Source organism: Enterobacter sp. 2VL, from assembly GCF_005503595.1.
Taxonomy (GTDB): Bacteria; Pseudomonadota; Gammaproteobacteria; order Enterobacterales; family Enterobacteriaceae; genus Enterobacter; species Enterobacter cancerogenus.
The window spans coordinates 473,944-496,851 of sequence record NZ_SCNE01000001.1; the positions used below are offsets into that span (position 1 = coordinate 473,944).

Genomic DNA, 22,908 nt, shown 5'->3' on the forward strand with positions numbered 1-22,908 from the left:
ATCGCTCCTTACGCTTTCTCGATGTTAACCAGAAACGCTTTGTACTCCGGCGTTTGCGAGTTGGAATCGCCGACGTTAGGCGTCAGGGTATTGGCGATATAGCCCTTCTGCGCTACGCCTTCAAAGCCCCAGTGCAGCGGAATACCGACGGTTTCCACCTGCTGGCCATGCACGTTCAGGCTCTGCAGACGGCGGGTCACCACCGCAACGGCGCGAATAAAGCCGCGCTTGCTGCTGACCTTCACGCGATCGCCGTTGGCAATCCCCTTCGCTTTCGCCAGCGTCTCGCTGATCTCCACAAACTGTTCCGGCTGCGCGATGGCGTTAAGCCGCGCGTGCTTGGTCCAGGTGTGGAAATGCTCGGTCAGGCGGTAGGTAGTCCCCACGTACGGGAACTTGTCCTTCTTGCCTAAACGCAGCACGTCGTCTTCGTAGATACGCACCACCGGGCTGGACACCACGTTCGGGTGCAGCGGGTTGGTGCCCAGCGGCGTTTCCATCGGCTCGTAGTGTTCCGGGAACGGCCCTTCAGCCAGCTTGTCGAGGGCAAACAGACGCCCCAGCCCTTCCGGCTGCATGATGAACGGCCCGGTTTTGCTGCCCGGCGCGGCGGTGTTGAAGTCCGGGATATCGTTCCCCGTCCACTTCGAACCGTTCCACTCGATCAGCATACGTTTTGGATCCCACGGCTTGCCGTTGATGTCCGCAGACGCACGGTTGTAGAGCACGCGACGGTTAAGCGGCCACGCCCATGCCCAGCCCAGCGTATTGCCGAGGCCTGACGGGTCGGCGTTATCCCGGTTAGCCATCTGGTTACCCTGTTCGGTCCAGCTGCCGGCATAAATCCAGCACGAAGAGGCCGTGGTGCCGTCATCACGTAGCAGCGCGAAGCTGTTCAGCAACTGGCCTTTCTTCGCCAGCAGGTTGCCGTTAGCGTCATAGAGATCCGCCAGCGCAACGCCGTTGTTCTCTTTGGCCACTTCCTCTGACTCAGGATGGTCCGGCTGCTTATAGCTCCAGCTCATCTTCAGCAGCGGCTCAGCGCCTTTGCCGCCTTCCGTGCGATACATTTCGCGCAGACGATGGTAAATGCCCGCCAGAATTTCGCCGTCGTTACGTGCTTCACCCGGTGCATCCTGGCCTTTCCAGTGCCACTGCAACCAGCGACCAGAGTTGGCAATAGAGCCATCCTCTTCCGCGAAGCAGGTGGACGGCAGGCGGAACACTTCGGTCTGAATCGAGGCCGGATCGACGTCGTTGGATTCCCCGTGGTTCTGCCAGAAGGTCGAGGTTTCGGTCACCAGCGGATCGATAACCACCATGTACTTCAGCTTGCTCAGGCTGCGAACCACTTTGTTTTTGTCCGGGAACGACGCAACAGGGTTAAAGCCCTGGCAGATGTAGCCCGTGACGTTGCCTTTATCCATCATGTTGAAATACCTGATGACGTCGTAGGCCTGGTCCCATTTCGGCAGCCACTCAAAGCCCCAGTCGTTCTCTTTCTGCGCCGCATCGCCGTAGAAGGATTTCATCAGGCTGACGGCGAACTTCGGATAGTTACTCCAGTAGTTCACCTGATCCGGCAGCGTGGCTTTTGGCGTATTCGCCGTGAGCCAGGTCTGGAAATCAGTCTGTTTTTCTGACGGCAGCGTCAGATAGCCCGGCAGGCTGGTCGACAGCAGGCCAAGATCGGTCAGGCCCTGAATGTTGGAGTGACCACGCAGCGCGTTCACGCCGCCACCGGCCATCCCCATGTTGCCGAGCAGCAGCTGGATCATCGCCATGGTGCGGATGTTCTGCGCGCCCACGGTGTGCTGTGTCCAGCCAAGCGCATACAGGAACGTGGTGGTTCTGTCTGCTGCACTGGTAGACGCCAGCACTTCACACACTTTCAGGAAATCTGCTTTTGGCGTACCGCAGATGTTTTCAACCACATCCGGCGTGTAGCGGGACACGTGCTGTTTCAGCATATTCCACACGCAGCGCGGATCGGTCAGGGTGTCGTCGCGTTTCGCATAGCCGTTTTCGTCGAACTGGTAGTTCCAGGAAGACTTATCGTACTGGCGTTTTTCCGCGTCATAGCCGCTGAACAGGCCGTCTTCGAAGGCAAAATCTTCCCGCACCAGCAGGCCGGCGTTGGTGTAATGCTTAACGTATTCAGCGTTAATTTTGTTGTTTTCGATCAGGTACAACAGCACGCCAGACAGGAACGTAATGTCCGTACCGGAGCGGATTGGCGCATAAATATCGGCCACCGATGCCGTACGCGTAAAGCGCGGATCGACGACGATAAGCGTCGCATCGTTGTTGTTTTTCGCTTCCATCGCCCAGCGGAATCCCACCGGATGGGCCTCAGCGGCGTTACCGCCCATGACCACGACGACGTTGGCGTTTTTGATATCAACCCAGTGGTTGGTCATCGCACCGCGACCAAATGTTGGAGCAAGACTTGCTACCGTTGGTCCGTGTCAGACGCGCGCCTGGTTGTCTACTGCCAGCATGCCAAGGGAGCGCACAAATTTTTGCGTCAGCATGCCGGTTTCATTGCTTGCCGCGGATGCACAAAGCATCCCGGTAGAAAGCCAGCGGTTAACCGTGACGCCCTGCTCGTTCTTTTCAATAAAATTGGCGTCGCGGTCGGCTTTCATTAATTTTGCAATGCGGGTGAACGCGTCATCCCAGGAGATACGCTGCCATTTGTCAGAACCTGGCGCGCGGTACTCCGGATAGCGCAGACGGTTTTCGCTGTGAACGTAGTCCAGCAGCCCCGCGCCTTTCGGGCAAAGTGCCCCACGGCTCACCGGATGATCCGGATCCCCTTCAATATGATAAATCGCTTCTTTGGCGTTTTTTGCGCCATCACCCAGGCTATACATCAATAGCCCACAACCCACGGAGCAGTATGTGCAGGTGTTGCGGATCTCTTTGGCGCGCAGCAGTTTAAAGTTGCGCGCCTGAGCCAGTGCCATTTTGGGAGCGAATCCCAGCGCAGCGACTGTTGTCCCGGCCATACCGCCCGCGCAGATTTTGAAAAATTGTCTGCGGCTGACGTCCATTGCTGTCCTCGTTTACTTTTGAGAATTCGCGCCGCAAGCTAACAGCAAAGTCCCTGTTTTTTTTGCGTCAAATCAAGTACACCTTATTTAGCCCCCTAAATAGTCATGGTCGTTGAGTTTATGTACTCCTTAGGGGCTACTTTGCGCGCACATTATTCGCAAGGTGAATGGAATCGATGTTATAACTTTTCCCTTTGAATATAAGAACACTGGCGAAGAAATGGACAGAAAGAGAGCGACGCTCACAGGACTGGCGGCAATACTGTTATGGAGCACCATGGTCGGGCTGATTCGCAGCGTAAGCGAAGCGCTGGGGCCGGTGGGCGGCGCGGCAATGATTTACACCGTGAGCGGTCTGTTATGTCTGGTCACGGTGGGTTTTCCCGATGTAAGACGCTTTTCCCCGCGCTATCTTATTGCCGGGAGCGTGCTGTTCGTCAGCTATGAAATTTGCCTGGCCCTGTCGCTGGGTTACGCCGCCACGCGTTCGCAGGCCATCGAAGTGGGGATGGTCAATTATCTGTGGCCGAGCCTGACGATTGTGTTTGCGATTTTGTTCAACGGCCAAAAATCGACTCTGTGGGTGATCCCCGGCCTGGCCCTCTCCCTGCTGGGCGTGAGCTGGGTATTAGGCGGCGAACAGGGATTACAGGTTGATGAAATCCTCCGCAATATTACCTCCAGCCCGCTGAGTTATGCCCTGGCCTTCTCCGGGGCATTTATCTGGGCGGCTTACTGCACCGTAACCAGCAAATATGCCGGCGGGAAAAACGGTATTACCCTTTTCGTGTTGCTGACGGCGCTCAGTTTGTGGATCAAATATGCCCTCAGCGATCAGCCAGAAATGATGTTCAGCGTGCCGGTAGTGGTGAAGTTATTACTCTGTGGCGTCGCGCTGGGTTTTGGCTACGCTGCCTGGAATGTCGGTATTCTGCACGGTAATGTGACCCTGCTCGCCGCCGCCTCCTATTTTACGCCGGTATTGTCCTCCGCGCTGGCGGCTGCCCTGTTAAGCGCACCGCTCTCCTTCGCCTTTTGGCAGGGCGCGGTGATGGTGTGCGTCGGGTCATTGTTGTGCTGGCACGCCACGCGAAAAGCAAAAGTCTGACCCACCCGTTTCGATATTTGCCCTCCAAGCCAGCTTATCAAGCTGGCTTTTTGAACTGCTATACCCCGGGCTGTTCGCTCCCTGCGGCACGGCGCAGCCAGTTTTGCAGCAGCTTGCCGTCTTCGGTCATGTCCGTGTCAGACCGCACACACAGGTAGTAATCTCGCCCGTCGTCGATCGGCGCATTGAAAATTTTCACCAGCTCACCGCTCTCAAGATAAGGCGCAATCAGCGGCTCGCGCATCAGCGCACAGCCCAGCCCGGCCTGCACACCCGCGAGCGTCAGCAAGCCATCCTCAAACATCGGGCCGCTGCGGCGTGGGGGACGCTTTACGCCCTGCTGAACAAACCACTGCTGCCAGGTGGATCGCTCCTCATCGTGCAGCAACGGCATTTGCAGAAGCTGCTCTGGGGTGTCGATATGCCCGTGAATGCGTAAAAATGCGCGGCTGCACACCGGGACCATTTGTCCTGAAATCAACTTTTCACTTTGATAGCCCGCCCACTGCCCGTTGCCGAAGCGGATCGACATATCCGAGGCATCGCTCAGGTAGTTGCGATGGTTGGCATACACCACGTTGATTTCGGTTTGGGGATTCGCCCGCATAAATGCCGGCAGGCGTGGAATAAACCAGCCCATGCCGAACAGCGGGATCAGGCTGATGGTGACCTGACGCGTTTGCGACTGTTCAACCAGGTGTTCCGTCGCCTGACGCAGCACGTTAAAGGCCGCGCGGATGGAACGGTAGTAATCGCGTCCCTGCTGGCTCAGCACCAGCTTCCTTCCCTGGCGCTCGGTCAGGGGCATCTGGAGATACCCTTCCAGTACCTTCAACTGATGGCTCACGGCGGAGGGCGAAATATCCAGCTCCTGCGCGGCCTGCGTTACGCTTCCCAGCCGGGCAATGGCTTCAAAGGCACGAACGGCACGCAGCGGCGGATCGTTTGCCAGACGGCTTTCACCATCGGCGGGCGCAGCGTTCGATTGTTCTGTTTTATTCATATATTGATTTCTTTAGGCTTTTTACCCCGTCATGGGCTTTCAATATAGTCATGCAAATCATAAAGATAAAACAATACCGGTTTATCATAAGAAATAATTTATCTGTATTTTACAATTTTATTCATTTGTTGGATGGTAGCCGCTGAAAGAGCAATTTGTCGGGTACGAACGTTGGACACACTCATACAACAACTGATCAACGGTGTGATGCTGGGAAGCATCTACGCGCTGATCGCGCTGGGCTATACCATGGTGTATGGCATTTTGCGCATTATTAACTTTGCCCACGGCGATATTCTGATGGTTGGCGCGCTTACCACGCTCTCCGCCCTCAACGCCCTGAACACAACCTTCCCGCACATGCCGCAGCTGCTGCAGCTCGGCTTTGCCCTGTCGATTGCCATGGCGGTTTGCGCCGTGCTGGCCATGGCGGTAGAACGCTTCGCCTATCGCCGCCTGCGCAACGCGCCGCGCCTGGCGCCGCTGATCTCCGGGATTGGCGTCTCCGTATTACTGCAAACGGTGGCGATGATTATCTGGACGCGTAATCCGCTGATGTTCCCGCAGATCCTGCCTATGGACCCCATTGCCATCACCGCCGGTAGCGAAGCGCATCCCCCTGCCATTATCACCGTAACGGGGATTGTCACCGTCGCGCTGGCGCTGATCGTGATGATCGGGCTGTGGCTGCTGGTGGAATACACCCGGCTCGGGCGCGGCATGCGGGCGGTTGCTGAAAACCCACGCGTCGCCACGCTGATGGGGGTCAATCCGAACGCCATTATTACGCTGACCTTTGCCATCGGCGGGATGTTTGCCGCACTGGCGGGCGTGATGATGGCCAGCAACTACGGCAACGCCAGCTTCTCGATGGGCTTTTTGCCGGGCATTAAAGCCTTTACCGCGGCGGTACTCGGCGGGATTGGCAATATACGCGGCGCGATGATCGGCGGGATCTTGCTCGGCGTCATCGAAGCGCTGGGTGCAGGCTACCTCGGTGAACTCACTGACGGCGTGTTCGGCAGTAATTATCAGGACGTGTTTGCCTTCATCGTGCTGATTCTGGTGCTGGTCTTCCGCCCGGCTGGTTTACTTGGTGAGCGCGTGGCGCACAGAGCGTAAGGGAAACGATGACAACCATACCACTACCTACACCCGCCGCGACGCGTAAATTCTGGTCCGGCATGACGCTGTTCTGCCTTGCTCTGCTGGTAGCGCCCGTCGTTGCCACCCAACTCGGCGGTAACTACTGGGTGCGCGTGATCGATTTCGCGCTGCTCTACATCATGCTGGCGCTGGGGCTGAATATCGTCGTCGGCTACACCGGCCTGCTGGATATGGGCTTTATTGCCTTTTACGCGGTCGGGGCGTATCTCGCCGCGCTGTTGGCTTCTCCGCATCTGCTGGAGGTGTTCCCGATCCTCGCCGTCTGGTTCCCCGACGGACTGCACACATCCTATCTGCTGATCATCCCCATCGCCGCACTGGTTGCGGCGGTGTGCGGCATCGTTCTCGGCGCGCCGACGCTGAAGCTGCGCGGCGACTATCTGGCCATTGTGACCCTCGGCTTCGGGGAGATCATCCGTATCCTGATGCGCAACCTTGACCGCCCGGTGAACATCACCAACGGCGCTAAGGGCATTACCGGCGTTGATACCCTGAACCTGTTTGGCCTGAAGTTTAGCGGCGTATACCACTGGTTCGGCGTGAAGGTGCCTGCCCTGTGGCTGTGGTACTACCTGCTGATGCTGGTGATCGTGGGGATTATCTTCGTCTGCCTGCGTCTGCAGCATTCGCGCATTGGCCGCGCCTGGCACGCCATCCGTGAAGACGAGGACGTCGCCCGGGCGATGGGCATTAACGTGCGCAACTACAAGCTGCTGGCCTTTGCGATGGGTGCCTCGTTTGGCGGCGTAGCGGGCGCGTTGTTTGGCGCGTTTCAGGGATTCGTCTCACCGGAATCCTTCACCCTTCAGGAGTCCATTGCCGTGCTGGCGATGGTGGTGCTCGGCGGGATGGGACACATCCCGGGCGTGATCCTCGGCGCGGTACTGTTAACCGCCCTGCCGGAGCTGCTGCGCAGCCAGGCGGCACCCGTGCAACAGGCGCTGTTCGGAACGGTACTCATCGATCCCGAAGTGTTACGCCAGCTGTTTTACGGACTGGCGCTGGTGCTGGTCATGCTCGTTCGTCCGTCCGGCATCTGGCCGGTACGTCATAAGGAGGTGAAAGCATGAGCCTGTTAACCGTGCGCAACATGTCCAAACGTTTTGGCGGTCTGACCGCGGTCGATAACGTCTCGCTCTCTATTAACCGGGGCGAGATCTACGGCCTGATTGGCCCTAACGGCGCGGGAAAAACCACCTGCTTCAACCTGATCACCGGGCTTTACCCGGCCGACAGCGGTGAATTTTTCATTGCGGACAAACCCTATTACCCGAAACAGATCGAGAAAGTGACCGCCGCAGGGATCGCCAGAACCTTCCAGAACGTGCGCCTGTTTAACGACATGTCGGTGCTTGAAAACGTGATGGTCGGGCGGCATGTGCGCACCCGCAACGGACTATGGGCGGCGCTGAGCCGTCACAAACGCGCCCGCGCGGAAGAAGCACAAACTCGTGAACAGGCCTGGCACTGGCTGGAATACACCGGTATTGCGAAGTATGCCCACTACCGCGCCTGCGATCTGGCCTATGGACACCAGCGTCGACTCGAAATCGCACGCGCCATGGCAACAGACCCGCAGTTGCTGGCGCTGGATGAACCCGCCGCCGGAATGAATGCGACGGAAAAAGTCGCTCTGGGCGAGCTGTTAATCCGCATCCGCGACGACGGCAAAACGCTGCTGATGATTGAACACGACGTCAAGCTGGTCATGGGCATCTGCGACCGCCTGACGGTCCTCGACTATGGCAAAACGCTCGCCAGCGGTACGCCGGAAAGCGTGCGACGCGATCCGGCAGTTATTGCGGCCTGGCTTGGAGGCAACGCCCATGTCTGAACTTCTTAAGGTCGAACGCCTCGACGTGCATTACGGCGGCATTCAGGCAGTACGCGATGTCTCCTTCACCTTGCACGACGGTGAGCAGGCCACGCTTATCGGCGCAAATGGCGCCGGTAAAAGTTCCACCGTTCGCGCCATTACCGGGCTGGAACGCTTTACCGGCACCATCACCTTTAATGGCAAAAATGTCCGCAAACAGAAACCCGAAGCCCTGCTGCGCGACGGCCTGGTGATGGTTCCCGAAGGGCGCGGCATCTTCGCCCGAATGACGGTACTGGAAAATTTGCAGATGGGTGCCTGGCTGAGAAGTGACAGCGTCACCGTTAAGCGCGAAATGAACGAGATTTTTGACCGTTTCCCGCGTCTCGGTGAACGCCAGCACCAGCTGGCGGGCCTGCTCTCCGGCGGGGAGCAACAGCTGCTGGCACTGAACCGCGCCCTGCTCAGCCGCCCGCGGCTGCTGATCCTCGACGAGCCGTCAATGGGGCTTGCGCCGAAGATGGTTGAACACATTTTTGCCGTCATCGCCGGGCTGCGCGAACGCGGCGTTGCACTGCTGCTTATCGAACAGAATGCCCGTCTGGCGCTTGAGGTCACGGACAGCGCATGGGTGATGGACAGCGGCAGCATTGTGCATCGCGGTGAGTCTCACGCGCTGCTCAATGATGACCAGATTGCACACATTTATTTGGGCGAAATGCCCGTTTAACAACACCAACCAACATCAGGGAAAACAATGAAAACAGTAAAAATCAGTGCGCTTAGCGCCGCTATTCTGCTCAGCGGTTTTGCCTCTACCGGCGGATGGGCAGCAAACAGCGAAACCGTGGTCATTGGCCTGGCGGGGCCGTTAACCGGGCCGTCTGCCCGTATCGGGAAAGATCTCGAAAACGGCGCGCAGCTGGCTATTGATGATATCAACAAACAGCACCCGACCATCGGCGGCAAAGCCGTGACCTTTAAGCTGCAGTCCGAAGATGACCAGTCCGACCCGCGTACCGCCGTTGCCGTGGCGCAGCGTCTGGTCGACAGCGGCGTGGCGGGCGTGGTCGGCCACTGGAATACCGGCACCAGCATTCCGGCAGCGCGGGTCTATCACGACGCGGGTATCGCGCAGGTTGCCCCGGTCGCAACCGGTCATGCCTATACCAAACAGGGCTTTGACACCAGCTTCCGCGTGATGGGTCACGACGATGACGGCGGCCAGTTTGCCGGTCAATACGCAGTCAATACCCTGAAAGCGAAACGCATTGCGGTGATCGACGACCGTACCGCCTTTGGTCAGGGTCTGGCGGACGAATTCATTAAATCGCTGGATGCACAGGGCGTGAAGATCGTTGACCGCCAGTATGTCGACGATAAAACCGTCGATTTCAGCGCCGTGCTGACCGCCATTCGCAGTAAAAATGCCGACCTGATCTTCTTCGGCGGCGTGGACAGCCAGGCCGCCCCGCTGGCGCGACGCATCAAACAGCTGGGCATGAAGGCCACCCTGATGGGCGCGGGCGGCTTCGTCAGCCAGACCTTCCTGCAGCTGGCGCAAAAAGAGGGTGAAGGCGTTGTGGCGCTGGAGCCGGGCCTGCCGGTCGAGCAGATGCCGGGCGGTAAAGCCTTCGAGCAGGCGTACCAGTCCCGCTATCACACCCATATTGAACTGCATGCGCCGTTTGCCTATGACGCCACCCGCGTGCTGGTTGCCGCCATGGAAAAAGCGGACTCGGTCGATCCTGCCGACTATCTGCCTGCCCTGCGCGCCATCAGCTATTCCGGCGTAACCGGACAAATCGCGTTTGATAAAGAAGGCAATCTGACCTCGCCGTCATTCACCGTTTACAAAGTTGTCGATGGGAAATGGCAGCCGCAAACCGTGCTCGGCGGCGCGAAATCCAGATAACCGCAGTGAGGCAATGTGATGAGTGATAATAATGAGCTGGGCATTCTTGCCCGCCGCAAAATTGAAGCAGAAATTATTAAGCCAATTTATGAAATCCTCGTGCGCGAGATTGGTAAAACCCGCGCGCAGGCCGTCATTGGCGAGGCCATTGAGCAGGCCGCCATCAACGCGGGCAAAGAATTTGCCAGCAAGGAACCGCACGGCGCAGATGTGAAAAGCTTTATCGCCCTGCAGTATCTGTGGGAGAAGGACAACGCGCTGGACGTGAAGGTCCTCGACGCCGACGACACGCAGTACAACTATAACGTCACCCGCTGCCGTTACGCCGAGATGTATCACGAGATGGGGCTGGGAGAGATTGGTCATCTGCTCTCCTGCGCGCGCGATGAGAAGTTTATCGTCGGCTATGCGCCGGATGTGGAACTGACCCGCACCACCACCATCATGCAGGGCGGCTCGTGCTGTGACTTCCGCTACCGCAGCAAAAAGGACAACGCATGATCAGGGTTAACGCCGAACGACTCTGGTCGACGCTGGAGATGATGGCGCAGATCGGCGGCACTCCCGCCGGAGGCGTCACCCGCCTGGCGTTAAGCGAGGAAGATCGCATTGCGCGCAACCTGCTGCGCGACTGGGCGCTGGAGGCGGGCTTCACCTGTGACGTTGACAGCATGGGCAACATGTTTATCCGTCGCGCGGGTAAAAACCCGGCGCTTGCCCCGGTCATGACCGGATCGCATGTGGATTCGCAGCCGCTCGGCGGCAATTACGACGGTATTTACGGCGTGCTGGCCGGGCTGGAACTGCTGCGCACCCTGAACGATAACGCGATTGAAACCGAGCGCGACATCGTGCTGGTGAACTGGACCAACGAAGAAGGCGCGCGCTTCGCCCCGGCGATGCTGGCCTCCGGCGTCTGGGCAGGCCAGCTCTCGGAAGACTTTGCTTACGCCAGGATGGACAACCAGCGGGTCACCGTTCGCGAGGCGCTGGAAGCGATTGGCTATCGTGGCGAACGCCCTGCCCGCGCGTTTCCGGTTCACGCCTGCTATGAGCTGCATATTGAACAGGGGCCGATTCTCGAAGAGGAAGAGATCGACATCGGCCTGGTGCGGGCGGCCATGGGTCAGCGCTGGTTTACGGTAACGCTCGACGGTTTTGCCGCCCATGCGGGAACGACGCCGATGCACAGCCGCCGCGATGCGGTCATCGCCTTCGCCGGGCTGGCGCTGAACGTGGAGGAGATCGGGTATCAATTTGCACCGGACGGACGCGCCACCATCGGCATGGTGCAGGTCACGCCGAACTCGCGTAACGTTGTCCCTTCACGAGTGGAGTGCAGCGTGGAGTTTCGCCACCCTTCACAGGACGCGCTCGACTCTATGGAAGCCGGGCTGTATGAGGCGACGAAAAACCTGGCCGCACGCGGCGTGACGGCCAACGTCGAGCGCATCTTCGACTATGCGCCCATCGCCTTTAACGAAGCCTGCCTGGCCCGTACGGAAAATGCCGTCGCCGCGCTGGGCTATTCGTCAAAGTCGATGGTCTCCGGCGCCGGACACGACACCTGCTACGTCAGCAAGGTGGCCCCCGCCAGCATGATCTTCATTCCGTGCGTGAAAGGCATCAGCCATAACGAAGCAGAAAAGATCCTGCCGACGTGGTCAGAGAAAGGGGCCAACGTGCTGTTGCACAGCGTGTTGGCCGCCGCGCTGGAAAAATAAGCCGGGTGACGGCTTAACCTTACCGGGCCTGCATCCACACGTCAGGCCCGGTAAACGCAGCGCCACCGGGCTTGTTTTACGCCTTCGGCACCTTCGCCAGGCTAAACCAAATCCCCACCGCCAGAAGCAACAGCATGCCCCCCGCGCTGCCGAGCGCCACGCTGTGCGAGGTGATAAATGCCGTCTTCGCCGCCTCGATGACCGACTCCGCTAACGCAGGCGACAGATCCTGCGCCGCCTTCACCGCTTCGCCGATAGATGAGGACGCTTTATCCGCCAGGGATGCGTTCAGCCCCTGCGGCAGGACAATCGACGCCGAGAAGCTGCGGGTCAACAGCAGGCCAAAAATAGCGATCCCGAGACCCGCGCCCAGCTCGTAGGACATGGTCTCGATAGCGCCCGCCGCCGCCGCTTTCTCTTTCGGTGCCGCCGCCATAATCGCCGAAGTGGAGGCCAGCAGCGCGCTCGCCGCGCTAAAGCCTAACAGCACCATCAGGCACCACGCCTGCCACTGCTGGGTACTGAAATCGAGCATCGACAGCCCGATAAAGCTCACCGCGCTCAGCCCCATACCGCCAGCCGCCACAATGCGCAGCCCCAGACGCCCCACCAGCACACCGGCAATCGGGCCGCTGAATCCGCTGGCAACCATCACCGGCAGCATAAACATACCGGCGTCAAACGGCGTGAAACCGTGAACAAACTGCAACTCCTGCGCCATCAGCAGTTCGAAGCCGACCAGGGCGATCATGGCGGTCATCGCCATCACTACCCCGCTCAGGATGATGCGATGGCAGAACAGCCGCATATCGATCATCGGCACGCGGGCGCGCAACTGGATACGCACGAAGATAAAGAGCATCACCGCCCCGACAACCAGCACAGAGGCCACCAGCCACGGAGAGAGATCGCCTTTCAGCGCCGTTTTCGCGCTATAGACCAGGAGTAAAATCGCCACAATCAACATGATCGCATGGCCGATATTCAGCGGCTGCTCGGGCCGCCCCTGCTGGGCAGGCACAAACCGGGCGGCGAGGGAAACCACCACCAGCACGATCGGCACGTTGATCAAAAAGACCGAACCCCAGTAGAAGTGCTCAAGCAAGATGCCGCCAATCAGCGGGCCAAAAGCCGCGCCGCCGGACCCAACTGCCGCCCAGACGCCAAGCGCAATGTTGCGGTGACGGGCATCGGTAAACAGCGTGCGGATCCCGGCAAGCGTTGCCGGAATGATCATCGCCGCACCGATGGCCAGCGAGGCACGAGCAGCAATCAACCACCCTGCCGTCGGCGCAAAGGCCGCCGCCAGGGATGACAGGCCAAACAAGGTACTGCCGATCATCAGCAGTCGCTTAAAGCCGATGCGATCCCCCAGCGCGCCCATGGGCAACACCATCCCCGCCATCACCAGCGAGTAAATATCAATAATCCACAGCAATTCATTGCCGCTGGCACCCAGCGTCATGCTCAATGTCGGCGCCGCCACGTGCAGCACCGTCGCGTCAATCGCTACCGGGATATACACCAGCACGATAATCACTAACGCTAACCACTGACGAAACATAAATATCCTTTTTATTTTGAAAACTGGACACATGTCCAGGCTGCGATCCTACGTAAAGTTGAACACTTGTCCAGTGCTTTGTTACACTTGTTTCATCCCCATTGAGAGTGAGAAAAAATGCGTTATCTGAGCAAGGATGAGCGACGGGAAGAGATTTTACTGGCAGCCATGCGCGTCGCGCTGAGCGAAGGACTGGCGGCCATGACGGTACGGAGGATTGCAGCGGAGGCCGGGGTCGCCACGGGACAGGTGCATCACCATTTCACCTCCGGTGGCGAACTCAAATCGCTGGCGTTCGTTCGGCTTATCCGCGAACTGCTGGACGCGGAAGTGGTCGGTGAAGACGCAAGCTGGCGCGAACGGCTGCGCGCCATGCTCGGCAGCGATGAAGGTGGTTTTGAACCCTATATCCGCCTGTGGCGCGAAGCGCAGATTCTGGCGAGCCGCGACAGCGATATCAAAGGCGCGTACGTGCTGACGATGGAGATGTGGCACCAGGAGACGGTCGCCATTATTAATGCAGGTGCAAACGCCGGAGACTTTACCCTGACCGACCGCGCCGAAGACGTCGCCTGGCGCTTGATCGGCCTGGTCTGTGGTCTTGACGGCATTTATGTTTTAAATATGCCTGAAATAGACGACGCCGCCTTTAATAAACATCTGGATAAAATGATTTCGCTGGAATTGTTTTAATACTCCCTCGGTGGTAGTAATTCCCACAAAAAGTTACAATTGGTAACACATAAAGCGACCCTGCTTTCCCATCTCCTTCTCCCGGGGTCGCTTTTTTATCTATCCTTTCAGAAGTATCCCAAAACATCCAAAAAATATATTTAACACCCTTCAGGCATTTGACTGTTTTCACTTAATTTTTTCTTCATTTAATTAAGCAAGAGGGCGCTATGTCACAACAAAGTGAGAAAAATAATCATTATCTTTTAAGTAACTGGAAACCGGAAAATGCGCAGTTTTGGGAGAATAAGGGAAAACATATTGCGCGACGAAATTTGATTATCTCCGTGGCCTGTCTGCTACTCGCCTTTTGCGTATGGATGTTATTTAGCGCCATTGCGGTAAATCTTAATAAAGTCGGATTTAATTTCACTACCGATCAGCTGTTTATGTTAACCGCGTTACCCTCTCTTTCCGGGGCAATATTGCGCGTCCCCTATTCCTTTATGGTGCCGATATTTGGCGGGCGTTACTGGACCGTCTTCAGCACCGTTATTCTGATAATTCCCTGCGTGTGGCTAGGCATTGCGATTCAGAACACCGCCACGCCCTACTGGGTGTTTATCGTGATCGCCCTGTTGTGCGGTTTTGCGGGCGCAAACTTTGCCTCCAGCATGGGCAACATCAGCTTCTTCTTCCCGAAATCCCGCCAGGGTAGCGCGCTCGGCATCAACGGTGGGCTGGGCAATCTCGGCGTGAGCGTCATGCAGTTACTCGCCCCGCTGGTTATCTTCCTGCCAATGTTCACTTTCCTTGGGGTTCACGGCGTGCCCCAGGAAGACGGCTCAACCCTGTGGCTGGCGAATGCCGCCTGGATTTGGGCGCCGCTACTGCTGCTGGCCACTATTGCCGCGTTCTTCGGCATGAACGATATCGCCAGCTCTAAGGCCTCGATTGCCAGTCAGCTTCCGGTTCTGAAGCGTTTTCACCTCTGGCTGCTGAGCCTGCTGTATCTCGCGACCTTCGGCTCGTTTATCGGTTTTTCGGCGGGTTTTGCCATGTTGTCGAAAACCCAGTTCCCGGACGTCAATATCCTGCACCTCGCCTTCTTTGGCCCGCTGATTGGCGCTCTGGCGCGCTCGGCGGGCGGCATGATCTCCGACAGGCTGGGCGGCGTACGCGTGACGCTGATTAATTTTATCTTTATGGCCGTGTTTAGCGCGCTGATCTTCCTGACGCTGCCCGGTAGCGGGTCCGGCAGCTTCATCGCGTTCTACCTGGTCTTTATGGGGCTGTTCCTCACCGCAGGCCTCGGCAGCGGCTCGACGTTCCAGATGATTGCGGTTATTTTCCGCCAAATCACCCTAAACCGCGTTAAGCAGGAAGGCGGAACGGACGAACAGGCGCAGCACGAAGCGGTAACCGAAACGGCCGCGGCGCTGGGCTTTATCTCCGCGATTGGCGCGGTGGGCGGGTTCTTCATTCCCAAGGCCTTCGGTACCTCGCTGGCGATGACCGGTTCGCCAGTGGGCGCCATGAAAGTGTTCCTCGTGTTTTACATCGTTTGTGTCTTTGTCACCTGGCTGGTTTATGGCCGTAAATCCTCACAAAAATAACAAAATAGTCTTTTGCCGGAGGGCGGTGCAGTGCTGTCCGGCAATGTTATCGGAGCAGGAGAAATGTCATGAGTAAACTGTTGGATCGCTTCCGTTACTTCAAAACCAAAGGCGACAGTTTCGCCGATGGTCACGGTCAGGTGTATCACACCAACCGCGACTGGGAGGACAGCTATCGCCAGCGCTGGCAGTTCGATAAAATCGTGCGATCCACCCACGGCGTGAACTGTACCGGCTCCTGTAGCTGGAAGATTTACGTGAAAAACGGCCTGGTGACCTGGGAGACGCAGCAAACCGACTACCCCCGCACCCGCCCCGACCTGCCTAATCATGAGCCGCGCGGCTGCCCGCGTGGCGCAAGCTACTCCTGGTATCTCTACAGCGCTAACCGCCTGAAGTATCCGCTGGTGCGCCGCAAACTGATTGAGCTGTGGCGCGAGGCGCTCGCCCAGCATATCGACCCGGTGCTCGCCTGGGATGCCATCCAGAGCGATCCGCAGAAAGCGCAGAGCTACCGCCAGGCGCGCGGACGCGGCGGGTTTATCCGCTCGAACTGGAAAGAGCTGAACCAGCTGATTGCTGCCGCCAACGTCTGGACCATCAAAAATTACGGCCCCGATCGCGTAGCGGGCTTCTCGCCGATCCCGGCGATGTCGATGGTCTCTTACGCGGCGGGGACGCGCTACCTCTCCCTGCTGGGCGGCACCTGCCTGAGTTTTTATGACTGGTACTGCGATTTACCGCCCGCCTCGCCGATGACCTGGGGCGAGCAGACCGACGTGCCGGAATCCGCCGACTGGTACAACTCCAGCTACATCATCGCCTGGGGCTCCAACGTGCCGCAGACGCGCACCCCGGATGCCCACTTCTTTACCGAAGTGCGCTACAAGGGCACTAAAACCGTCGCCATCACGCCGGACTTCTCCGAGGTGGCGAAGCTCAGCGATCAGTGGCTGGCCCCGAAACAGGGCACCGACAGCGCGCTCGCCATGGCGATGGGCCACGTGATCCTCAAAGAGTTTCACCTCGATAACCCGAGCGACTACTTCCTCAACTACTGCCGTCGCTACACCGACATGCCGATGCTGGTGCTGCTGGACGAGCAGGCAGATGGCCGCGTGGTGCCGGGCAGAATGCTTCGCGCCTCCGACCTGGCCGACGGCCTGGGTGAAGCCAATAACCCCGAGTGGAAAACCATCGCCTTTGACGCCGCCGGGGATCTGGTTGTACCGAACGGATCGATCGGTTTCCGCTGGGGTGAAAAAGGCAAATGGAACCTTGAGTCGCTGTCTGCCGGTCAGGAGACCGAGCTGACGCTCTCTCTGCTCGACAGCCATGACAGCATTGCGGACGTAGCCTTCCCCTATTTCGGCGGCAATGAAAACCCGCACTTTCGCAGCGTGAAGCAGGAGCCGGTGCTCTTGCGCCGCGTGCCGAGCAAAACCCTGACGCTTGCTGACGGCAGCCAGAAACGCGTCGTCAGCGTGTACGATCTCGTGCTGGCGAACTACGGCCTCGATCGCGGTCTGGAGGACAGCAACGCGGCGGTAAATTACGCCGACATCAAAGCCTATACCCCGGCATGGGGCGAGCAAATTACCGGCGTACCCGCCTGGCTGATTGAAAAAATCGCCCGCGAGTTTGCCGACACGGCGCACAAAACTCACGGACGCTCGATGATCATCCTTGGGGCCGGTGTGAACCACTGGTACCACATGGACATGAACTACCGCGGGATGATCAACATGCTGGTCTTTTGCGGTTGCGTCGGGCAAAGCGGCGGCGGCTGGTCGCACTATGTCGGCCAGGAAAAACTGCGGCCGCAGACCGGCTGGCTCCCCCTCGCCTTCGCGCTGGACTGGAACCGCCCGCCGCGCCAGATGAACAGCACCTCGTTCTTCTACAACCATGCCAGCCAGTGGCGTTACGAAAAGCTGACCGCGCAGGAGTTGCTCTCGCCGCTGGCGGACGCCACCAAATTCACCGGCCACCTGATTGACTTCAACGTCCGCGCCGAGCGCATGGGCTGGCTTCCGTCGTCGCCGCAGCTGAACCTCAACCCGCTACACATCAAGGCCCGCGCCGACGCGGCCGGAATGACGCCGCAGGAGTATACCGTTCAGGGGCTGAAATCGGGCGACGTCCGCCTCGCCTGCGAACAGCCCGACAACGGCAAAAACCATCCGCGTAACCTGTTCGTCTGGCGCTCGAACCTCCTCGGCTCGTCCGGTAAGGGCCACGAGTACATGCTCAAGTACCTGCTGGGTACCGAAAGCGGCATTCAGGGGGAAGATTTAGGCTCGACCGACGATGTGAAGCCGGAAGAGGTGGAGTGGCAAACCGCTGCCATCGAAGGGAAGCTGGATCTGCTGGTCACGCTCGATTTCCGTATGTCCAGCACCTGCCTCTTCTCCGATATCGTCCTGCCGACCGCCACCTGGTATGAAAAAGACGACATGAATACCTCGGATATGCATCCGTTTATTCACCCGCTCTCCGCCGCCGTTGACCCTGCCTGGGAATCACGCAGCGACTGGGAGATCTACAAAGGCATTGCCAAAGTGTTCTCGGAGGTCTGCGTCGGCCATCTGGGTACCGAAACCGACGTGGTGTTGCAGCCTTTGCAGCACGACTCCCCCGGCGAGCTGTCGCAGCCGTTTGATATTCAGGACTGGCGCAAGGGTGAATGCGATCTGATCCCGGGTAAAACCGCGCCGGGCATCGCCGTTGTCGAACGTAACTATCCGGAAACCTACGAGCGCTTTACCGCCCTCGGTCCGCTACTGGATAAACTCGGCAACGGCGGGAAAGGCATCTCGTGGAATACCCAGAAGGAGGTCGAATTCCTTGGCAAGCTCAACTACGTCAAGCTCGACGGCCCGGCCAAAGGCCGCCCACGTATTGAAACGGCAATTGACGCCTCGGAAGTGATCCTCGCCCTCGCCCCGGAAACTAACGGTCAGGTGGCGGTGAAAGCCTGGGAAGCGCTCGGGGAGATGACCGGACGCGACCACACTCATCTGGCGTTGAACAAAGAAGACGAGAAGATTCGCTTCCGCGATATTCAGGCTCAGCCGCGCAAAATCATCTCCAGCCCAACCTGGTCCGGGCTTGAGAGCGAACACGTCTCCTATAACGCCGGGTACACCAACGTTCACGAGCTGATCCCGTGGCGCACGCTGTCTGGCCGTCAACAGCTGTATCAGGACCATGTCTGGATGCGCGCCTTTGGTGAAAGCCTGGTGGCCTATCGCCCGCCGATAGACACCCGCAGCGTCACCCACATGCGCGAAATCCCGCCGAACGGCTTCCCGGAGAAAGCGCTGAACTTCCTGACGCCGCACCAGAAATGGGGCATTCACTCCACCTACAGTGAAAACCTGCTGATGCAGACGCTGTCTCGCGGTGGCCCGATTGTCTGGATAAGCGAAACCGACGCCCGTGAACTGGGCATTGAGGATAACGACTGGATCGAAGCCTTCAACGCCAACGGCGCGTTAACCGCCCGAGCGGTGGTCAGCCAGCGCGTGCCGCCGGGCATGACCATGATGTACCACGCCCAGGAGCGCATCCTGAACATTCCAGGCTCTGAAGTGACCGGGCGGCGCGGCGGGATCCACAACTCGGTGACGCGCATCTGTCCAAAACCGACGCACATGATTGGCGGATACGCGCAGCTGGCCTACGGCTTTAACTATTACGGAACCGTTGGCTCCAACCGCGACGAGTTCATCATGATCCGCAAAATGAAAAACATTAACTGGCTGGACGGCGAAGGTCGGGATCAGGTTCAGGAGGCGAAAAAATGAAAATACGCTCACAGGTTGGAATGGTACTGAATCTCGATAAGTGCATCGGCTGTCACACCTGCTCGGTCACCTGCAAAAACGTCTGGACCGGGCGCGAAGGGATGGAATATGCGTGGTTTAACAACGTTGAAACCAAACCGGGTATAGGTTACCCGAAAAACTGGGAAGACCAGGACGAGTGGCAAGGCGGCTGGATCCGCGGCATTCACGGCAAGCTGACCCCGCGCCTCGGCAGCAAGCTCGGCGTCCTGTCGAAAATCTTTTCGAACCCGGTCATGCCGCAGATTGATGATTATTATGAACCGTTCACTTTTGATTATCAGGATCTGCACCGCGCGCCGGAGGGCGATCACCTCCCTACTGCGCGCCCTCGCTCGCTTATCGACGGCAAGCGAATGGATAAAATCGTCTGGGGGCCAAACTGGGAAGAACTGCTCGGCGGCGAGTTCGAGAAGCGCGCTCGCGACCGCAACTTCCAGAAGATCCAGAAAGAGATGTACGGCCAGTTTGAAAACACCTTCATGATGTACCTCCCGCGCCTGTGCGAGCACTGCCTGAACCCAAGCTGTGCGGCCACCTGCCCAAGCGGCGCGATCTACAAACGTGAGGAAGACGGGATTGTCCTGATCGACCAGGACAAATGCCGCGGCTGGCGTCTGTGCATCAGCGGCTGCCCGTACAAGAAAATCTATTTCAACTGGAAAAGCGGTAAGTCCGAGAAATGCATCTTCTGCTATCCGCGCATTGAGTCCGGCCAGCCAACGGTCTGTTCGGAAACCTGCGTGGGACGAATCCGCTATCTTGGCGTGCTACTGTACGACGCGGATCGGATTGAAGAAGCGGCCAGCACCGAGCACGAAACCGATCTGTACGAGCGTCAGTGCGATGTTTTCCTTGACCCGCACGACCCGGCGATCATTGAAGAAGCGCTGAAACAGGGTATTCCTCAAAACACAATCGACGCCGCGCAGCGTTCGCCGGTCTACAAACTGGCGATGGACTGGAAGCTGGCCCTGCCGCTGCACCCGGAATACCGTACCCTGCCGATGGTCTGGTACGTTCCGCCGCTGTCACCTATTCAGTCTTATGCCGATGCGGGCGGTCTGCCGCAAAGCGACGGCGTTCTGCCGGCGGTGGAAAGCCTGCGCATTCCGGTGCAGTACCTGGCAAACATGCTGAGCGCCGGTGACCCGGCTCCCGTACTGCGCGCCCTGAAGCGCATGATGGCAATGCGTCACTATAAACGCTCCCAGACCGTGGAAGGCGTGACCGATACCCGCGCCATTGAAGAGGTGGGGCTGACCGAAGCGCAGGTTGAGGAGATGTACCGCTATCTGGCTATTGCCAACTACGAAGACCGCTTTGTGATCCCGACCAGCCACCGCGAAATGGCGCGTGACGCCTTCCCGGAGAAAAACGGCTGCGGATTTACCTTTGGCGACGGCTGCCACGGCTCCGACACCAAATTCAACCTCTTCAACAGCAGCCGCATTGATGCCATCAACATCACCGAGGTGCGCGAACACGGGGAGGGAGAATAATGCAGATCCTGAAAATCATCGCGCTACTGATTGAGTATCCCGATGAGGTGCTGTGGGAAAGCCGCGAGGAGGCGCTTTCCCTTATCGAACAGGATGCCCCCGCGCTGCTGCCGTTTGCCCGGCAGCACCTTGGGGCTACTCTGCTGGATAAGCAGGCCGAGTGGTGTGAGGTGTTTGAGCGGGGTCGCGCCACCTCGCTGCTGCTGTTCGAACATGTGCACGCCGAGTCCCGCGATCGCGGGCAGGCGATGGTCGATCTGATGGGCCAGTATGAGAAAGCCGGGCTTGAGCTGGACTGCCGCGAGCTGCCGGACTATCTGCCGCTCTATCTGGAGTATCTCAGCATTGTCAGCGACGCGGAGGCACGCGAAGGGTTGCAAAACGTCGCGCCGATCCTGGCGCTGATTGGCGGACGCCTGAAGCAGCGCGGCGTAGCGCATTATCAGCTGTTTGATGCGCTACTGCGTTTTGCCGACAGTCGTCTCTCCAGCGACAGCGTGGCGCAGCAGGTTTCCGGTGAAAAAAGGGATGATACCCGCCAGGCGCTGGACGCCGTCTGGGAAGAGGAACAGGTGAAGTTTATCGAGGACAACGCCACATCGTGCGACAGTTCGCCGATGCAGCAATATCAACGACGCTTTAGCCAGGACGTTGCACCGCAGTATGTGGACGTCGGCGCCGGAGGCCCAAAATGACGCACTACCTCAACGTGTTTTTCTATGACATTTACCCCTACATCTGCGCCACCGTCTTTTTCATTGGCAGCTGGTTGCGCTACGACTACGGACAGTACACCTGGCGCGCCTCGTCGAGCCAGTTGCTCAGCAAGCGCGGCATGAACTGGGCGTCGAACCTGTTTCACATCGGTATCCTCGGGATTTTCTTCGGGCATCTGTTCGGGATGTTAACCCCGCACTGGATGTACGCCTGGTTTTTGCCGGTGGCCGTTAAGCAGCAGCTGGCGATGATCGCCGGGGGGATTTGCGGCGTGCTGACGCTGATCGGCGGCTCCATGCTGCTGATCCGCCGGCTGTTTAACCAGCGCGTGCGCGCCACCTCGACCACGCCGGATATCATTATCATGAGTATCCTGTTGATTCAGTGCATTCTCGGGCTGACGACGATTCCGTTCTCGGCGCAGTATCCAGACGGCAGCGAGATGATGAAACTGGTGGGATGGGCGCAGGGAATTGTAACCTTCAAAGGCGGATCGTCGGAAATGCTGAGCGGCGTTGCGCCCATTTTCCGCATCCACCTCGTGCTGGGCATGACCATCTTCCTGATCTTCCCATTCACCCGTCTGGTGCACGTCTGGAGCGCGCCGTTCGAGTATTTCACCCGTCGCTACCAGGTGGTGCGCTCGCGCCGCTAAGTGTGTCGGGTGGCGGCTACGCCTTACCCGACCTACGTTCGAACCCTTGTAGGCCCGGTAAGGCGTAGCCGCCCCCGGGCTATCAGGTCAGAACGGCGTGCTTCCGCTTATGATTGAAACAACTAACATCAGAACTAAAACCGCCACGATGAGACCAAAAGCCAGTAACGCCGCATGAAAAGCGATCGTGGCCCCGGAAAAAAAGAGTGCCCCACTCACGGTCCATTTGTTCTCTTTACGAAGGCCACTAATGAAAGCAAGTCCAAGAGCCATGACAGATAACAGTATTCCGCTAGCGATCAGTAACCGGTCAATATCTACCGGTTTCTTTTTCGTCTCAACGGTCGGCTGCTCTCCTTTTAGACCAGCCATTATTCCTTTTTTTACCGCCGTAACCTTTTCAGCCACAACAACTTCAAGCGCTGTCGACTTCGTGGAAAACGGACCGAGGGTGAACTGAACTACTGAGAGAAGCAGTGCAATAACGCCGAGCAACATCCCCACTGAACTGAATTTATTCCGAATCAAGATTTCCATATCAGTAC

Annotated in this window: 18 protein-coding genes; 14 read left to right on the forward strand and 4 right to left on the reverse strand. The window is 58.3% G+C overall.

Translation table 11 applies throughout. The features are described 5' to 3' along the window. Positions 1 to 8: 8 nt before the first annotated feature. Entirely contained in the window at positions 9 to 3,056 is a 3,048-nt protein-coding gene (fdnG, locus tag FFS28_RS02245; protein ID WP_137848638.1) for a formate dehydrogenase-N subunit alpha, read from the reverse strand. Positions 3,057 to 3,276: 220 nt separating this feature from the next. On the opposite strand from fdnG, the gene yddG reads away from it, so the two are divergent. Further along, on the forward strand, positions 3,277 to 4,164 hold the full coding sequence (yddG, locus tag FFS28_RS02250) for an aromatic amino acid DMT transporter YddG (protein WP_137848639.1): 888 nt from the start codon (positions 3,277 to 3,279) through the stop codon (positions 4,162 to 4,164). Between the two features lie 58 nt (positions 4,165 to 4,222). Here yddG and FFS28_RS02255 read toward each other — a convergent pair whose 3' ends face one another. Beyond that, a complete protein-coding gene (locus FFS28_RS02255) occupies positions 4,223 to 5,167 on the reverse strand; it encodes a LysR substrate-binding domain-containing protein (protein WP_137848640.1) in 945 nt (314 codons plus the stop codon). Positions 5,168 to 5,338: 171 nt separating this feature from the next. Here FFS28_RS02255 and FFS28_RS02260 point away from each other — a divergent pair, with 171 nt between their 5' ends. The 7 genes from FFS28_RS02260 to FFS28_RS02290 are packed head-to-tail and all read left to right on the forward strand — an operon-like array spanning position 5,339 to position 11,789. Further along, on the forward strand, positions 5,339 to 6,289 hold the full coding sequence (locus FFS28_RS02260) for a branched-chain amino acid ABC transporter permease (RefSeq protein WP_137848641.1): 951 nt from the start codon (positions 5,339 to 5,341) through the stop codon (positions 6,287 to 6,289). Between the two features lie 8 nt (positions 6,290 to 6,297). Beyond that, positions 6,298 to 7,404: a branched-chain amino acid ABC transporter permease gene (locus tag FFS28_RS02265; protein WP_137848642.1), complete on the forward strand. Its 1,107-nt coding sequence runs from the start codon at positions 6,298 to 6,300 to the stop codon at positions 7,402 to 7,404. Then, on the forward strand, positions 7,401 to 8,168 hold the full coding sequence (locus tag FFS28_RS02270) for an ABC transporter ATP-binding protein (RefSeq protein WP_102890898.1): 768 nt from the start codon (positions 7,401 to 7,403) through the stop codon (positions 8,166 to 8,168). The genes FFS28_RS02265 and FFS28_RS02270 overlap by 4 nt, the downstream gene beginning before the upstream one ends. Further along, positions 8,161 to 8,880: an ABC transporter ATP-binding protein gene (locus FFS28_RS02275; protein ID WP_137273152.1), complete on the forward strand. Its 720-nt coding sequence runs from the start codon at positions 8,161 to 8,163 to the stop codon at positions 8,878 to 8,880. The genes FFS28_RS02270 and FFS28_RS02275 overlap by 8 nt, the downstream gene beginning before the upstream one ends. Positions 8,881 to 8,907: 27 nt before the next feature. Continuing rightward, on the forward strand, positions 8,908 to 10,065 hold the full coding sequence (locus FFS28_RS02280) for a branched-chain amino acid ABC transporter substrate-binding protein (protein WP_137848643.1): 1,158 nt from the start codon (positions 8,908 to 8,910) through the stop codon (positions 10,063 to 10,065). An 18-nt stretch (positions 10,066 to 10,083) separates the two neighbouring features. Beyond that, a complete protein-coding gene (locus tag FFS28_RS02285) occupies positions 10,084 to 10,566 on the forward strand; it encodes an L-2-amino-thiazoline-4-carboxylic acid hydrolase (RefSeq protein WP_088209138.1) in 483 nt (160 codons plus the stop codon). Next, complete coding sequence (locus FFS28_RS02290) at positions 10,563 to 11,789, forward strand: Zn-dependent hydrolase (RefSeq protein ID WP_088209139.1); 1,227 nt, start codon at positions 10,563 to 10,565, stop codon at positions 11,787 to 11,789. The genes FFS28_RS02285 and FFS28_RS02290 overlap by 4 nt, the downstream gene beginning before the upstream one ends. A 76-nt stretch (positions 11,790 to 11,865) precedes the next feature. Here the strand turns inward: FFS28_RS02290 and FFS28_RS02295 are convergent, their stop codons facing one another. Further along, positions 11,866 to 13,353: an MFS transporter gene (locus FFS28_RS02295; protein WP_137848644.1), complete on the reverse strand. Its 1,488-nt coding sequence runs from the start codon at positions 13,351 to 13,353 to the stop codon at positions 11,866 to 11,868. 117 nt (positions 13,354 to 13,470) lie between these two features. Between FFS28_RS02295 and FFS28_RS02300 the strand changes: the two genes are divergently transcribed. The 6 genes from FFS28_RS02300 to narI all read left to right on the forward strand — a co-directional run bounded on the left by FFS28_RS02300 (position 13,471) and on the right by narI (position 22,363). Then, entirely contained in the window at positions 13,471 to 14,046 is a 576-nt protein-coding gene (locus FFS28_RS02300; RefSeq protein ID WP_137848645.1) for a TetR family transcriptional regulator, read from the forward strand. Between the two features lie 209 nt (positions 14,047 to 14,255). After that, positions 14,256 to 15,641 carry a NarK family nitrate/nitrite MFS transporter gene (locus tag FFS28_RS02305; protein WP_137848646.1) on the forward strand — a complete coding sequence of 462 codons (1,386 nt, stop codon included), beginning with the start codon at positions 14,256 to 14,258 and terminating at the stop codon, positions 15,639 to 15,641. Positions 15,642 to 15,709: 68 nt separating this feature from the next. Beyond that, a complete protein-coding gene (locus tag FFS28_RS02310) occupies positions 15,710 to 19,450 on the forward strand; it encodes a nitrate reductase subunit alpha (protein WP_137848647.1) in 3,741 nt (1,246 codons plus the stop codon). Next, positions 19,447 to 20,991, forward strand: a complete 1,545-nt coding sequence (narH, locus tag FFS28_RS02315; protein ID WP_006175398.1) for a nitrate reductase subunit beta — start codon at positions 19,447 to 19,449, stop codon at positions 20,989 to 20,991. The genes FFS28_RS02310 and narH overlap by 4 nt, the downstream gene beginning before the upstream one ends. Then, entirely contained in the window at positions 20,991 to 21,686 is a 696-nt protein-coding gene (gene narW / locus FFS28_RS02320; protein ID WP_101737686.1) for a nitrate reductase molybdenum cofactor assembly chaperone, read from the forward strand. Before narH ends, narW begins: the two co-directional genes overlap by 1 nt. Next, positions 21,683 to 22,363, forward strand: coding sequence for a respiratory nitrate reductase subunit gamma (gene narI / locus FFS28_RS02325; RefSeq protein ID WP_137848648.1), 681 nt, complete (start codon positions 21,683 to 21,685; stop codon positions 22,361 to 22,363). Before narW ends, narI begins: the two co-directional genes overlap by 4 nt. 87 nt (positions 22,364 to 22,450) lie before the next feature. Here the strand turns inward: narI and yidI are convergent, their stop codons facing one another. Further along, entirely contained in the window at positions 22,451 to 22,900 is a 450-nt protein-coding gene (gene yidI, locus FFS28_RS02330; protein ID WP_137848649.1) for an inner membrane protein YidI, read from the reverse strand. Between the last annotated feature and the right edge of the window lie 8 nt (positions 22,901 to 22,908).